The following is a 13,987-nucleotide window of genomic DNA, read 5'->3' as shown; positions in this document are numbered from 1 at the left end:
CCTAGAGTTGCCGTCGTGACCGATCGACTCATCATCCGCGGTGCCCGAGAGCACAACCTGCGCGACGTCTCGCTCGACCTACCCCGGGACGCGCTGATCGTGTTCACCGGGCTGTCCGGCTCGGGCAAGTCGAGCCTCGCGTTCGACACCATTTTCGCCGAGGGGCAGCGGCGTTACGTCGAGTCGCTGTCGGCCTATGCCCGGCAGTTCCTCGGTCAGATGGACAAACCCGACGTCGACTTCATCGAGGGGCTGTCGCCGGCGGTCTCGATCGACCAGAAGTCGACCAACCGCAACCCGCGATCGACCGTCGGCACCATCACCGAGGTCTACGACTACCTGCGGCTGCTCTATGCCCGGGCCGGTCACCCACACTGCCCGGTCTGCGGCGAGCCGATCAGCCGACAGTCACCTCAGCAGATCGTCGATCGGCTGCTCGGGCTGCCCGACGGCACCCGGTTCCAGGTGCTGGCGCCGGTCGTCCGCGGCCGCAAGGGGGAGTATGTCGATCTGTTCCGCCAGCTCGGCACCGGCGGTTTCAGCCGGATCCGGGTGGACGGCGAGCTGCACCAGCTGACCGATCCGCCGACCTTGGACAAGCAGAAGAAGCACAACATCGATGTCATCGTCGATCGGCTGGCGGCCAAGCCGTCCGCCAAGCAGCGGCTGACGGACTCGGTGGAGACAGCGCTGGCCCTGGCCGCCGGTGTGGTGTCGATCGACTTCGTCGACCTGGACCCGAAGGATCCGGGACGGGAGCGTCGCTATTCCGAGAAGATGGCCTGTCCCAACGACCACGACATCTCCGTCGAAGAGCTGGAGCCGCGGCAGTTCTCGTTCAATGCGCCCTGGGGTGCCTGCCCGGAGTGCTCCGGGATCGGCACCAAGATGGAGGTCGATCCGGAGCTGGTGGTGCCCGATCCGGACAAGAGCCTGGATGAGGGAGCGATCTCGCCGTGGACCGGGATGCATGTCGCCGACTACTTCGGTCGGCTGATCGAGGCCTTGGCCAAGGACGCCAAGTTCAGCACCAGCGTGCCCTGGCACGAGTTGCCTGCGCGGGCCAAGAAGCTCCTGCTGCACGGCGTCGACGGCCAGGTGCACGTCTCCTACAAGAACCGGTACGGCCGGGAGCGGTCCTACAACGCCAAGTTCGAGGGCGTCGTGACCTACGTCGAGCGTCGTCACGCCGAGGCGGAGTCGGACTCCTCCCGGGAGCGGTTCGCCGGCTACATGCGGGAGGTGCCCTGCTCGGTCTGTAAGGGTGCCCGGCTGAAGCCGACATCGCTGGCGGTCACCGTCGGCGGTAAGAACATCGCCGAGGTAGCGGCGATGTCGATCGACAACGCCGCGCAGTTCCTGGCCGCGCTGAAGCTCAGCAAGCGGGAGAAGCAGATCGCCGAGCGGGTGCTCAAGGAGATCAACGAGCGGCTCCGGTTCCTGTTGGACGTCGGCCTGGACTATCTGTCGCTGGACCGGCCGACCGGCAGCCTGTCCGGGGGCGAGGCGCAGCGGATCCGATTGGCGACCCAGATCGGTTCCGGGCTGGCCGGGGTGCTCTACGTCCTGGACGAGCCGTCGATCGGGCTGCACCAGCGGGACAACCGGCGACTGATCGAGACGTTGGTCCGGCTCCGGGACATCGGCAACACGCTGATCGTCGTCGAGCATGACGAGGACACCATCCGGACCGCCGACTGGGCGGTCGACATCGGACCGGGCGCCGGTGAGCACGGTGGCCACGTGGTGGTGTCCGGTCCGGTGGACGAGCTGCTGGCCAGTGCGGAGTCGCTGACCGGTGCCTACCTGTCCGGGCGCAAGTCGATCCCGCTGCCGGCCAGTCGTCGGGCGCGGGACGGTCGTGCGATCACGGTCAAGGGTGCCCACGAACACAACCTGAAGAACATCGACGTGTCCTTCCCGCTCGGTCAGCTGATCGCTGTCACCGGGGTTTCCGGTTCGGGCAAGTCGACGCTGGTCAACGGCATCCTCTACACCGAGATGGCCAAGCGGATCTACAACGCACGGACCGTAGCGGGCAAACACAAGTCGATCACCGGCGCCGACGAGATCGACAAGATCATCCACGTCGACCAGTCACCGATCGGTCGTACGCCGCGGTCCAACCCGGCCACCTACACCGGCGTCTTCGACCACATGCGCAAGCTGTTCGCCGACACCCCGGAGGCCAAGGTCCGTGGCTATCAGCCGGGCCGGTTCTCCTTCAACGTCAAGGGCGGCCGCTGCGAGAACTGCATGGGCGACGGCACCATCAAGATCGAGATGAACTTCCTGCCCGACGTGTATGTGCCGTGCGAGGTCTGCCACGGGGCTCGGTACAACCGGGAGACCCTCGAGGTGCACTACAAGGGTCGGACGATCGCCGAGATCCTGGACATGCCGATCGAAGAAGCAGTGGACTTCTTCGCTGCCATCCCCGCGATCGCCCGACACCTGAAGACGCTGAACGAGGTCGGCCTGGGGTACGTCCGGCTCGGCCAACCGGCGCCGACCCTGTCCGGCGGCGAGGCACAGCGGGTGAAGCTGGCCAGCGAGCTACAGAAGCGTTCGACCGGCCGCACGATGTATGTCCTGGACGAGCCGACCACCGGTCTGCATTTCGAGGACATCCGCAAGTTGCTCGGTGTCCTGGGCCGGCTGGTCGATGCCGGCAACACGGTCGTGGTGATCGAGCACAACCTCGATGTGATCAAGACCGCCGACTGGCTGATCGACATGGGGCCGGAGGGTGGCTCCCGGGGTGGCACGGTGATCGCCGAAGGGACGCCGGAGGAGATCGCCCGGGTGGCTGAGTCCTACACCGGGCAGTTCCTCAACGAGGTCCTGCAGGGCCGCGAGGTGCCGGTCGGTCCCGCGCAGCCGGAGTTGGTGGCGGCAACGGAGTCTCGACGGCCGGTGGCGACGAAGGCGGTCGCCGGCCCCCGGAAGTCGGCGGCCCGCGCGTCGGTTGCCAACGATTCTGCGAAACGGGCCGCGGCGAAGAAGGCCGGGGCACGGAAGGCCCCACCGAAGAAGGCTGCACCGAAGAAGGCCACAGCGAAGACGGCGACCCAGAAGACTGCCGCCGGGAAGGCCGCGGCTCAGAAGGCGGCGACGAAGAAGAGCACCACCAAGAAGGCGACGTCGAAGAGGAGCACGACGAAGTCGGCCGCGGCCCGCTGATCAGCCCCGATCTCGGTGGGTGGCGAACCATCCGGCGTGCTACTCCGTTGACCCAGATGATTGAGTAGTCAGCGATCCGGAAGCCGACGGCGAGGAGACAGCGGTCTTCTCGCGGTGCGGGAGCCGGTCACCTTCACCCCGGAGGACACCAGCATGGTCGACGCATTCGTCAAGCCCACCACCACCCGCAGCCGGCGCGAGCTTTTCCGATCGATCGGGATGGTCGCACTCGGCGGCGCCACCGCGGTGCTCGCCGCGTGCTCCGGGGGTTCCGGAGCCTCCGGTGGGGGTGGGGGTTCCGCGGCGGCTTCCACCGGCCCGATCACCGTCGCCAAGTCCTCGGTGCCGGAGGGCAGCGGCGTGATCAAGGGAGCCTACGTCGTGACGCAGCCGACGGCCGGTGACTTCAAGGCGTTCAGCAGCAAGTGCACGCACGAGGGGTGCCCGCTCAGTGCGGTCGACGGCGACGCGATCGTCTGCAACTGCCACGGCAGCCAGTTCTCGGTCAAGGACGGTTCGGTGTTGCACCCACCCGCGCAGAAGCCGTTGCCCGCGGCGACCGTCAGCGTCGACGGCGACGATCTCAAGGTGTCCGGTTGAGCTGTCGCGCCGGCCGGTCCGGTCGCCCGAGCGGTCGCCCACGCCGCAGGATCGACGCGAGAATCGCGGTGTGAAATGCCAGCACCGATCACGCGTATTTGTGATGACGACATTTGCGAATAGATATACCCATCTTGTATTTGCGTGATCAGGCAAATGCGGCGACGGCGGCGAGAGCGAGATAGACGGTTCCGGTAAGACGTCTGATCAGGAGTTGGAATCGTGCCGACGTCCAGTGCACGGACAGTCGACTCGCCGCCATCGCATAACCGCCGTCGCAGATCAGTGCCAAGCCGACGAAGAACAGTCCGAGCAGCCCCGACTGCAGTGCCGGCGATCCGCGCGACGGGTCGATGAACTGCGGGACGAACGCCAGGAAGAACAACGCGGTCTTCGGATTCAACAGGTCGACCAGCAGGCCGTCCCGATACAGCGACAGCCGACTGCGTGGAGCAGCGCAGGTCTCGGACCGGATCAGTTGTCGACTCGGTCCGAACTGCCGGATCGCCAACCACAGCAGGTATCCGACGCCGAGCAGTCGCACCACGGTCAGAGCCGTCGGGGAGGTCTGCAGCACCGCTGCCACCCCGCCGGCGGCGGCCAGAGCGTGCACCACGGCGCCGGTCTCGACGCCGAGTACGGACCACAGTGCGCCGCCGCGTCCGTACTCGACGCTGCGGGTGACGACATAGACGACGGCCGGTCCGGGGATCAGCAGGGTGGTCAGCGAGGCGATCATGAACGCGAGCAGGGCACTCGTGGCGGGCAGCCCCATGATCAGTCCGTTCTCGACGCGCGGGCCCCGACGGCCAGCAGACGCCAAACCCTCGCCGATCACGGGGGCGCTGCCCAGGGTGTTTCGAACGCCGTCGAATCTCGGTTCGCGGAAAAGGGGTACCAATCCCTCTTGTGACCGGTCCCGGACAAATTGTTTGAGTAATGGGGTATCGGATCGACCCTTGGTTGAGCATAATGTCTGGGTCATCCCGTGATCCGATCGAGGGATTGTGCTCAGAATCCAATTCACACCTGACGACTTGATGCGCGTCCGGGTGACCGATGTGATGGACCCGATGTGGGAAGTCGTCGGCAGCGTTCAGATGTTGCAGTTGGACCGCGGCCGCCGCCCACCGATCTTCGAACCGTGGGTCCGCCGCTCCCGGTCCCGGTTGCGTCATCGTCCGACCCGCAGCGCCACCGAGGTGCTGGCGACCATCGCGCCGTTGAACGACTACTTCCCCGATTTCCTGACCCCCGATGCTCCGTCGGTGGGACTCGACGGTGATCTCGAGACGGTGCTCAGCACGCCGAAGTCGCGGCTGAGCTCCGAGATCGGCCAACTGGGCGGCTCGGCGCCGTGGCTCAAACAGCTGGCCGACGGGCGGCCGGAGACCTTGAAGCGTCTGGGGGACGTGGTCCGTCACTACTTCAGCACGATGATCGAGCCCGACCGGGCGTCGATCGAGGGGGTGTTGGCCGCCAACCGGACCAAGGTGCTCCGGCGGATGATGGTCGGCGGTACCGAAGCCGTTCTGGACGATCTCGGGCCATCGATGCGGTGGCGTTCGCCGTACCTGGAATGCCGCTACCCGATCGACAAGACGGTCGAGCTGAACGGTCGCGGTCTGCTGCTGGTGCCGTCCTACTTCTGCTGCCGGATGCCGGTGATGCTGGCCGATCCGCACCTGTCGCCGGTGCTGGTCTACCCGGTCGAGCATCCGGAGACCGAGGTCGGCGGACGAGGCATCGCCGAGCTGATCGGCAGCACCCGGGCTGCGGTGCTCAGCTCGGTACTGGACGGGGCCAGCACCAGTGATGTCGCCAGCAGGGTCGGGATCTCGTTGGCGACCGCAAGCCATCACACCGGGGTGCTGCGCGGCGCCGGACTGATCACCTCGACCCGACGCGCCAACCGGGTCGTCCATGCGCCGTCATCGTTGGGGCTGGCCATGTTGGACGGCGAAGCTCGGCTCTGACCCGGGGCCACGTGCCGCGGGCCTGCCGGGCCCGGCGGCGGCCGCTCTCCGATCAGGCCGGCGCGCGCATCGCGGCAACCACCTGCTCCTCGGACAGCGAGGGCTGCGACAGCGGGTGGGCTGCGCCGGCGCGGAGCCCGTCGAGCTGGAGATCGACATAACGCTGCCACGCGTCCGGTGCCACCTCAGCAGTCGCCGCGATCACCCGCGACGTCGCCCAGATCAGGAACGCCAGATCCTGCGTCGTGAAGTCCGCCCGGAGCCGGCCCGCCCGCTGGGCGCGCTCGATCAGCGCGCCGACCTGAGCGAAGCCGCGATTACAGGCCTCGGTGAGGGCGGTGGCGTCCGGGAAGCGCATGGTCATCGCCTCGTTCAGTCCGCGATCCTCGGCCTGCAACGAGAAGATCATGATCAGAAAATCCTCGAAACCCTGCCAGGGATCGTCGGCGGCTAGAGCCTTCGTGGCCGCTGCGTCGAGCGCTGCGATCCGCTCCGGATAGACCGCATCCAGCAACCGGTCGCGGGTGGGGAAGTGGTTGTACAGCGTGCCGATGCTGACCTGTGCCTGCTTGGCGATCGCCTCCAGCGGTGCCGCGACGCCACGGGCGGCGAACAGTTCGCCGGCAGCGGTCAGCAGCTTCTGCCGATTCGCCGTGGCGTCGCGCCGCCTCGCCTGGACTGTCATGGCCGCAACGCTACTCGCGACATTCGAGGACGTACTTGAGGGTCGTCTCAGTTTCGCCTATTCTGCTGATCTTGAGGGATGACTCAACTTAATCCGGAGGAATCGATGACCGAACAGGGCAGCTCCACGGCACAGGGCAGGCCAACCGCACAGGACAGGCCAACCGCACAGGACAGGCCAACCGCACAGGACAGGCTGGTGGAACAGACGCCGTCCGGCGGCAACGCATCCCGCGGTGCCGCCGTCGTCCTCGGCGCCGGGCCGGGACTCGGGATGTCGATCGCTCACCGATTCGCCCGGGCCGGCCATCCGGTCGCGGTAGTGTCGCGGACCGATGCCCGGCATCCCGACTACCTGCGCTCGCTGGCGGACGCCGATGTGCCGGCGATCGCCGAGGTCGCCGATGTCCTCGACTCCGCACAGGTGTCGGCCGTACTGGATCGCATCGTCGCCCGCCTCGGGCCGGTCGAGGTGCTCTACTTCGGTCCGGCGGCGATGGAACCGCAGAACCTGCCGGTGCCGATCGATCGGCTGACCGGTGCCGCCGTACGGGACGGACTGGCGATCGTCCCGCCGGCGGCGGACGCGGTCGCCGCCGTGCTGCCCGGCATGCTCGACCGCGGCACGGGGGCGATCCTGCTCCCGACCGGCCTGAGTGCGGTCCGGCCGATGCCCGAGCTCGGCAATCTCGCGCTGGCGGGCGCCGCGCTGCGCACGTACGCGCTGACGCTGAATGCCGCCGTGGCCGACCGTGGCGTCTACGTCGGATCGTTGGTGATCGGCGGTGGCATCCTGCGCGGAGACATCTATCGGGCCATGGTCGAGAACAGGCTCCAGGAACTGGGCGCCACCGGGCTCGATCCCGAGCAACTGGCCCGGATGTCGCTCGATCCCGACGAACTGGCCGAGACCGCGTATCAACTCACCGTCAGCCGGGACCGCGCCGAGGCGGTCTTCTCCGTACTCGACTGAGGGCGGCCGGTGCGAAGGAGGTCAGCCGCGAGCCGTCGCCAGCGCCGAGCTGAAGCGCTCGGCCTTGGCCGTGATCCCCGCCCAGTCCAGAGCCTTCATGTCGGCGGCGCTGCACAGCTCGCTGCCGGCGCCGACTGCGAATGCTCCGGCGGTCAGCCAGTCGGCCAGGTTGTCGGCCGACACTCCGCCGGTCGGCATCAGCGGCACATCGGGGAACGGACCGCGCAGCGCCTTCAGATAGCTCGGCCCGGCCAACGAGCCGGGGAACACCTTCATCGCGGTGACTCCGAGGTCGAGGGCCGTCATGATCTCCGACGGCGTCAGAGTGCCGGTCATCGTCGGCAGCCCGGTGTCGACCATCGCGGTGGCGATCCGAGCCGTGGTCCCGGGGCTGACCAGGAAGGCGGCGCCGGCGGCAGCCGCCTCGGTGATCTGCGGTTCACGGGTCAGCGTCCCGGCACCGACGATCGCGTCGGGAAAATCCTGGGCGATCTTGGCGATGGCGGCTGCCGCGTCCGGGGTGCTGTAGGTGACCTCGATCGCGGTCACGCCGCCGCTGATCAACGCCTCTGCGGCGGCAACCGCGGCCTCCGGCGAAGGTGCGCGGAGGACGGCGATCACGCCGGCTCGGCCGACCTCCTGCAGGGTCTGGGTAACGTGCGGCAGAGCAGGCATCGGGCTGGCAACCTCGTCGACGGGGCCGGGACCTCCGGCCGAGCTGGCAGAAACGGACACCCGTGATCGTACTGAGTGGTCATCGGTCGGATCGGGTGGGCCTCGACAGGATCGGGCCGTCGCCGGTCGAGGGGCACCAAGAATGATCAGCGCGAAGGTGTCGAGGCGGGTTCGGTACGCTCTGCGGGATGAACGTGCTCACGCCGGTGATGGTCGTGCTCGCACATCCGCGCGCGAACAGCCTCGATCATGAACTGGCAGGCAACGTCCGAGGGCTGTTGCGGCAGTCCGGCGTGCGGCAGACCTTCCATGATCTCTACGCCGAATCGTTCGACCCGGTGCTGACCGAGGACGAGGGGATCGCCGGTGAAGTCTGGACCCGCGGGACGAGCTCCGAACAGGTCCGCCGGCAGACAACCTCGGCGCCCGATCCCCTGGTCGACCGACATCGTCGGGAGCTCGCCGAGAGTCGTGCGCTGGTCGTCATCCACCCGGACTGGTGGGGCAAGCCGCCGGCGATCTTGACCGGCTGGCTGGATCGGGTGTTGCTCTCGGGACCGTCGCCCGGTCCGGTCGACCCACCGGCCCCCAACCTTCGGCGGGTGCTGGTGATCAACACTTCCGACCAGGAAGCAGACGGCGCCGACGCGGCGACCGACCCGCTCGGTCTGCTCTGGCGTGAGCAGATCGGCCCGTTCCTCCGCTCACCCGACCTGGAACGTCTCACCTTCCGACCGGTGGCCGGCGCAACCTCCGAACAACGCGCGCGCTGGTTCGGCGCAACTCAACGAGCCGCTGCCTGGGTCTGCGGCGCTGCCCGCTGACGCGGAATGATATATCGAGGTTAGGCACGTTCCAGCACTCCTGGAACGTGCCTAAGTCTGATATATCGCGGTTAGTGCGGGCCGCGGCGGGGGTGTCGGCGGGGGCTTCTAGTCTGGGGGACGTGGCAGATCCGCAGAGTTATCGCCCGAAGCCGGGGGCGATCCCCGACCGACCGGGGGTCTATCGGTTCAGTGACGAGCGTGGGCGGGTCATCTATGTCGGCAAGGCCAAGAGCCTCCGGTCTCGGCTGAATTCCTACTTCGCCGACCCGACCGGGCTGCATCCGCGGACGTACGCGATGGTCAACACCGCCGCCAAGGTGCAATGGACGGTGGTCCAGACCGAGGTCGAGTCGCTGCAGCTGGAGTATTCCTGGATCAAGGAGTACGACCCCCGGTTCAACATCAAGTATCGCGACGACAAGTCCTATCCCTGGTTGGCCGTCACCTGGTCCGAGGAGTTTCCCCGGGTGCACGTCGGGCGGGGTGCCAAGCGCAAGGGCAACCGCTACTTCGGGCCGTACAGTCACGCCTGGGCGATCCGCGAGACGGTCGACCTGCTGCTCCGGGTGTTCCCGATGCGGTCCTGTTCCAAGGGGGTCTTCCGCAACGCCCAGCAGGTCGGGCGGCCGTGCCTGCTGGGCTACATCGGCAAGTGCTCGGCTCCGTGTGTCGGCCGGGTCAGCGCCGACGAGCACCGCGAGATCGTCGAGGACTTCTGCCGGTTCATGGCTGGCCAGACCGCACCGGTGGAGCGCCGGATGAAACGGGAGATGCAGCAGGCCAGCGACAACCTCGAATTCGAGAAGGCGGCCCGGATCCGCGACGATCTCGGCGCGCTGAAGCGGGCGATGGAGAAAAATGCCATCGCCTTCGTGGACGGCACCGACGCCGACGTCGTTGCGATCGCACCCAAGCCCGACGGCAACGGCGCGCTGGACGAGGATCCGCTGGAGGTTGCGGTGCAGATCTTCCACGTCCGCGGCGGCCGGGTCCGCGGCGAGCGGGGCTGGGTCGCCGACCGGGCCGACGATGCCGATGCCGGCGAACTGGTCGAGCAGTTCCTGCTGCAGCTCTACTCCGAGGCCGACAGCGACGACCCCGACCAGCAGGCGATTCCGCGCGAGATCCTGGTCCCGGCGCTGCCGCCCAGCAAGGAGTCGCTGACCGAGCTGCTGACCGAGATGCGCGGCAGCCGGGTCGACATCAGGATCCCGCAGCGGGGCGACAAACGCGTACTGATGGACACCGTGGCCAAGAACGCCGAGGAGGCGCTGGTCCGGCACAAGACCGTACGGGCGCAGGACCTGTCCACCCGCAACCGGGCGCTGGAGGAGATCCAGACCGCGTTGGAACTGCCGACGCCACCGCTGCGGATCGAGTGCTACGACATCTCCAACCTGCAGGGCACCGAGGTGGTCGCATCGATGGTCGTCTTCGAGGACGGCCTGCCCCGCAAGAGCGAATACCGGCGCTTCGTGATCAAGGGCTTCGACGGACAGAACGACGTCGCCGCGATGCACGAGGTGATCACCCGCCGGTTCAAGCGGATGCTCGACGAACAGCGGGCGATGCAGGCGCCGGGGGAGGCGGCGTCCGGTGAGGGCCCGCTGCTGGTCGATCCGACCACCGGCGCACCGAAGAAGTTCGCCTACACGCCGGCGTTGATCGTGGTCGACGGTGGTCCGCCGCAGGTCGCCGCCGCTGACGCGGCGATGACCGAGCTCGGCATCAACGACGTCGCTCTCTGCGGTTTGGCCAAGCGGTTGGAAGAGGTCTGGTTGCCCGACGAGGAGGACCCGCTGATCCTGCCGCGGAGCTCCGAAGGTCTGTATCTGCTGCAACGCATCCGGGACGAGGCCCACCGCTTTGCGATCACCCACCACCGGTCCCGTCGCAGCAAGTCGATGGTGGAGTCGGTGCTCGATCAGGTGCCCGGGCTCGGCGAGGTACGGCGCAAGGCGCTGCTGTCGCATTTCGGTTCGCTGAAGAAGCTGCGGGCAGCGCGGGTGGAGGACATCGCCGCGGTGCCCGGCTTCGGTGAGCGGACCGCTGTCGCGGTCAAGGCGGCGCTGGACGACAAGCCGAACGGTGAGGTGATCAACACCGCCACCGGTGAGATCACGTCGGATTGATGATCACCCGGTTCATGATCAGATCCGTTGACGAGCGGGCCCGGCTCTCGAGCAGGTGCCGAAGATGATCAGACCCACCGAGTCGACCACGTCGTCGACCCGGGTGCGATCGCCGCTGCAGCCTCGGATCCGCACGCCCCGTCCGGTCACCACTGTCGACGGTGCCGACGGCGAATTGATCATGAACGGTGTGCAGGTGCGATCGATCGACCTGACCGGTGTCGACAGCGACTTCGCCGAGCTGGCCGGCAGTCGGCTGGCCGAGGTGCGACTGTCCGCTTCACAGTGGCGGCACGCCGCCTTCGCCGACAGTGAGCTGATCGGCTGCGATCTAGCCAATGCGGAGTTCGTCGAGTCCGGTTGGCAACGGATCGCGATCGGGCACAGCAAGTTGGTCGGCATCCGAGCCGCCGGCTGCAGCTGGAAGAACGTCCGACTCTCCGACTCCATGATCAATCTGGCCAATCTCCGATTCCTGGAGGCGCAGCGGGTGCAGTTCGAGGGGTGCAATCTGACCGGTGTCGATCTCGGGTCGGCGCAGTTGACCGACGTACGGTTCGTCGACTGCGATCTGTCCGAGGCCGACTTCAGCAATGCCCGACTCGCTCGGGTGCGTTTCGAGCGCTGCCGGTTGGCCCGGATCGGCGGTGTCGCCGGCCTCGCCGGGGCAAGTGTCGGCCCCGACGACCTGCTGCAGCTGGCCGATTCGCTCGCCGCGGCACTCGGGCTGCGGGTCGAGACCGAGGAGGACGGCGACGACAGCGCACCGGAGCCGAGGACCGCATCGACGTTGACCGTCGAGGAGTGAATAATGGCCGCCGTGAGCACCCCCTCGACCGACCAGGCCGACGCAACCACACCGAACGAGACCGGACCCGATCAGGCCGGATCCGACCAGGCCGGATCCGACCAGGGCGGGCCGGGGCCGATCGGACCCGAGAGCACGGCGTTGGCCGAACCGCACTCCGCCGGTTCCGAGCCCGGTGCCGGCCCGACGGGCAGCGGTCGGGGGAGCGCATCGGCAGAGGCCGACGCAGCCGACCCCTCGTCCGATCCGGCGGAGGAGCCGAGCGGGCAGTCCGGTCCCGAGGAGCCGACCAGCGACGCCGAACAAGATCAATTTCGGTTGGTGATCGTGACCGGGATGTCCGGGGCGGGCCGGAGCACGACGGCGAACGCCTTGGAAGACGTCGGCTGGTACGTCGTGGACAACCTGCCGCCGAGTGTGCTGCTGGAGGTCTGCGAGCTGGCCCTGCAGGCCAACCAGACCCGGCTCGCGGTGGTCCTCGACGTCCGCACCCGATCGTTCTTCGAACAGCTGCCGACGATGTTCTCCGATCTCAGCAACGCCGGTATTCAGGCCGAGATCGTCTACCTGGAAGCCGATGACGACGTGATCGTCCGCCGTCAGGAATCGGCCCGCCGACCGCACCCGTTGCAGGGCGACGGTCGGTTGATGGACGGCATCACAGCCGAACGGGCCAGCCTGGCGACGTTGCGGGCCGCCGCCGATCTGGTCGTCGACACCTCGTCGCTGAACGTCCATCAGCTGGGCAGCCGGATCGGTGCCGCCTTCGGCGGCAGCCAGCATGATCAACTTCGGGTGACAGTGGTCTCGTTCGGTTTCAAGAACGGCATCCCGATCGACGCCGACCTCGTCTTCGACGTCCGCTTCCTGCCCAACCCGCATTGGATTCCGGCGCTGCGGCCGCTGACCGGGCTGAGCCGCGAGGTCAGCAGCTACGTACTGGAGCAACAAGGAGCAGAGGAGTTCATCTCCCAGCTGCAGGCGATGCTGGCTGTGATCGGCTCCGGCTACATCAGGGAGGGCAAGCGATTCGCCACCATCGCTATCGGCTGCACCGGCGGCAAGCATCGCAGCACCGCGATCACCGAGGAGTTCGCTCGCCGGCTGCGCGCCGACGGCACGGTCACCAACGTGTTGCATCGTGACCTCGGCCGGGAGTGAGCCGATGAACATCGAACGGCTCCCGACGGTCGTCGCGTTCGGTGGTGGCCACGGGCTGTCGGCCAGCCTCGGCGCGCTGCGCCGGATCACCGATCGACTGACCGCCATTGTCACCGTCGCCGACGACGGCGGGTCGTCGGGCCGGATCCGGGCCGAGCTGGACTGCCTGCCGCCCGGTGACCTGCGGATGGCGCTGGCCGCACTGTGCGGCGACGACGAATCCGGCCGCACCTGGGCCGACGTCCTGCAGTACCGGTTTCCCGGCGACGGCAGCCTGGGCGGCCACGCGATCGGCAACCTGCTGATCGCCGGGCTCTGGCAGCGGCTGGGCGGCGATCCGGTCGCCGGGCTGGAAATGGTCGCCCGGCTGCTCGGTGCTCGTGGTCGGGTGTTGCCGATGTCGGCGGTCCCGTTGGAGATCGAGGCCGACGTCGTCGGGCTCGACCCGTCGGTCCCCGACGAGGTCGGCACCGTGCACGGCCAGGAGAAGGTGGCCAAGACGACCGCCGAGGTCCGCGCGGTACGACTGATCCCGGCCGATCCGCCGGCCTCGGTGCAGGCGGTGCAGGCCGTCCGGGACGCCGACTGGCTGATCCTCGGTCCGGGGTCCTGGTTCACCTCGGTGATCCCGCATCTGTTGGTGCCGCAGCTGGCGGAGGCCATCGTGGACACCGGCGCCCGACGGATCCTGACCCTGAACGTCCAGTCCGACGCCGAGACCAAGGGTGCCTCCGCCGCACGTCATCTGGAGTTGCTGGCCGAGCACGCACCGGCGCTCCGGCTGGACGTCGTGCTCGCCGACAGCAGCTTCGTCCGCGACGATCCACATCTGGAGTCCTACGCCACCTCGCTCGGCGCCGAGCTGGTGGTGGCCGACATCGCCCATCGTGACGGCAGCGCCCGGCACGATCCGCTGCGGTTGGCGGCGACCTACGCCGAGGTGATGGGAGTCTGAGACACCGCGCCGA

Annotated in this window: 12 protein-coding genes; 9 read left to right on the top strand and 3 right to left on the bottom strand. The window is 67.9% G+C overall.

From position 1 onward, the window contains the following. Positions 1–15: 15 nt before the first annotated feature. Both uvrA and BLU38_RS03995 read left to right on the top strand, forming a co-directional pair. Positions 16–3,183, top strand: coding sequence for an excinuclease ABC subunit UvrA (gene uvrA, locus BLU38_RS04000; protein ID WP_172836068.1), 3,168 nt, complete (start codon positions 16–18; stop codon positions 3,181–3,183). Between the two features lie 153 nt (positions 3,184–3,336). Then, complete coding sequence (locus BLU38_RS03995) at positions 3,337–3,783, top strand: Rieske (2Fe-2S) protein (RefSeq protein ID WP_091531876.1); 447 nt, start codon at positions 3,337–3,339, stop codon at positions 3,781–3,783. A gap of 148 nt (positions 3,784–3,931) precedes the next feature. On the opposite strand, the gene BLU38_RS03990 is transcribed toward BLU38_RS03995, so the two are convergent. Then, positions 3,932–4,558, bottom strand: a complete 627-nt coding sequence (locus BLU38_RS03990; RefSeq protein WP_157683201.1) for a LysE family translocator — start codon at positions 4,556–4,558, stop codon at positions 3,932–3,934. Positions 4,559–4,835: 277 nt separating this feature from the next. On the opposite strand from BLU38_RS03990, the gene BLU38_RS03985 reads away from it, so the two are divergent. After that, entirely contained in the window at positions 4,836–5,759 is a 924-nt protein-coding gene (locus BLU38_RS03985) for an ArsR/SmtB family transcription factor (RefSeq protein WP_157683200.1), read from the top strand. 52 nt (positions 5,760–5,811) lie between these two features. Here the strand turns inward: BLU38_RS03985 and BLU38_RS03980 are convergent, their stop codons facing one another. Then, the gene (locus BLU38_RS03980) at positions 5,812–6,444 is read right to left on the bottom strand and encodes a TetR/AcrR family transcriptional regulator (protein WP_091520216.1); all 633 of its coding nucleotides are present in this window, start codon (positions 6,442–6,444) and stop codon (positions 5,812–5,814) included. A 198-nt stretch (positions 6,445–6,642) separates the two neighbouring features. On the opposite strand from BLU38_RS03980, the gene BLU38_RS03975 reads away from it, so the two are divergent. Continuing rightward, positions 6,643–7,416, top strand: coding sequence for an SDR family NAD(P)-dependent oxidoreductase (locus tag BLU38_RS03975; protein ID WP_197679986.1), 774 nt, complete (start codon positions 6,643–6,645; stop codon positions 7,414–7,416). Positions 7,417–7,437: 21 nt separating this feature from the next. Here the strand turns inward: BLU38_RS03975 and BLU38_RS03970 are convergent, their stop codons facing one another. Continuing rightward, positions 7,438–8,091 carry a bifunctional 4-hydroxy-2-oxoglutarate aldolase/2-dehydro-3-deoxy-phosphogluconate aldolase gene (locus tag BLU38_RS03970; RefSeq protein ID WP_091520208.1) on the bottom strand — a complete coding sequence of 218 codons (654 nt, stop codon included), beginning with the start codon at positions 8,089–8,091 and terminating at the stop codon, positions 7,438–7,440. A gap of 188 nt (positions 8,092–8,279) precedes the next feature. Here BLU38_RS03970 and BLU38_RS03965 point away from each other — a divergent pair, with 188 nt between their 5' ends. The 5 genes from BLU38_RS03965 (at position 8,280) to BLU38_RS03945 (ending at position 13,974) form a co-directional block, all read left to right on the top strand. After that, on the top strand, positions 8,280–8,915 hold the full coding sequence (locus BLU38_RS03965) for an NAD(P)H-dependent oxidoreductase (protein WP_091520205.1): 636 nt from the start codon (positions 8,280–8,282) through the stop codon (positions 8,913–8,915). 122 nt (positions 8,916–9,037) lie between these two features. Further along, on the top strand, positions 9,038–11,050 hold the full coding sequence (gene uvrC / locus BLU38_RS03960) for an excinuclease ABC subunit UvrC (protein WP_091520202.1): 2,013 nt from the start codon (positions 9,038–9,040) through the stop codon (positions 11,048–11,050). A gap of 64 nt (positions 11,051–11,114) precedes the next feature. Continuing rightward, the gene (locus BLU38_RS03955; protein ID WP_157683199.1) at positions 11,115–11,858 is read left to right on the top strand and encodes a pentapeptide repeat-containing protein; all 744 of its coding nucleotides are present in this window, start codon (positions 11,115–11,117) and stop codon (positions 11,856–11,858) included. A gap of 12 nt (positions 11,859–11,870) precedes the next feature. After that, positions 11,871–13,019 carry an RNase adapter RapZ gene (gene rapZ, locus BLU38_RS03950; RefSeq protein ID WP_331715067.1) on the top strand — a complete coding sequence of 383 codons (1,149 nt, stop codon included), beginning with the start codon at positions 11,871–11,873 and terminating at the stop codon, positions 13,017–13,019. A 4-nt stretch (positions 13,020–13,023) separates the two neighbouring features. Next, a complete protein-coding gene (locus BLU38_RS03945; protein WP_091531872.1) occupies positions 13,024–13,974 on the top strand; it encodes a gluconeogenesis factor YvcK family protein in 951 nt (316 codons plus the stop codon). The last annotated feature ends 13 nt before the right edge of the window (positions 13,975–13,987 follow it).

Origin of the sequence: Microlunatus soli (genome assembly GCF_900105385.1) — a bacterium.
GTDB lineage: Bacteria > Actinomycetota > Actinomycetes > Propionibacteriales > Propionibacteriaceae > Microlunatus > Microlunatus soli.
Note: the sequence above shows the minus strand (reverse complement) of the source record. Positions and strands in the feature narration are given on the sequence as shown.

Coding starts and splice junctions, on each gene's coding strand:
- BLU38_RS03995 (WP_091531876.1), top strand. CDS start 3,337: ATGGTCGACGCATTCGTCAAGCCCACCACCACCCGCAGCCGGCGCGAG.
- BLU38_RS03990 (WP_157683201.1), bottom strand. CDS start 4,558: ATGGGGCTGCCCGCCACGAGTGCCCTGCTCGCGTTCATGATCGCCTCG.
- BLU38_RS03980 (WP_091520216.1), bottom strand. CDS start 6,444: ATGACAGTCCAGGCGAGGCGGCGCGACGCCACGGCGAATCGGCAGAAG.
- BLU38_RS03970 (WP_091520208.1), bottom strand. CDS start 8,091: ATGCCTGCTCTGCCGCACGTTACCCAGACCCTGCAGGAGGTCGGCCGA.
- BLU38_RS03965 (WP_091520205.1), top strand. CDS start 8,280: ATGAACGTGCTCACGCCGGTGATGGTCGTGCTCGCACATCCGCGCGCG.
- BLU38_RS03955 (WP_157683199.1), top strand. CDS start 11,115: ATGATCAGACCCACCGAGTCGACCACGTCGTCGACCCGGGTGCGATCG.
- BLU38_RS03945 (WP_091531872.1), top strand. CDS start 13,024: ATGAACATCGAACGGCTCCCGACGGTCGTCGCGTTCGGTGGTGGCCAC.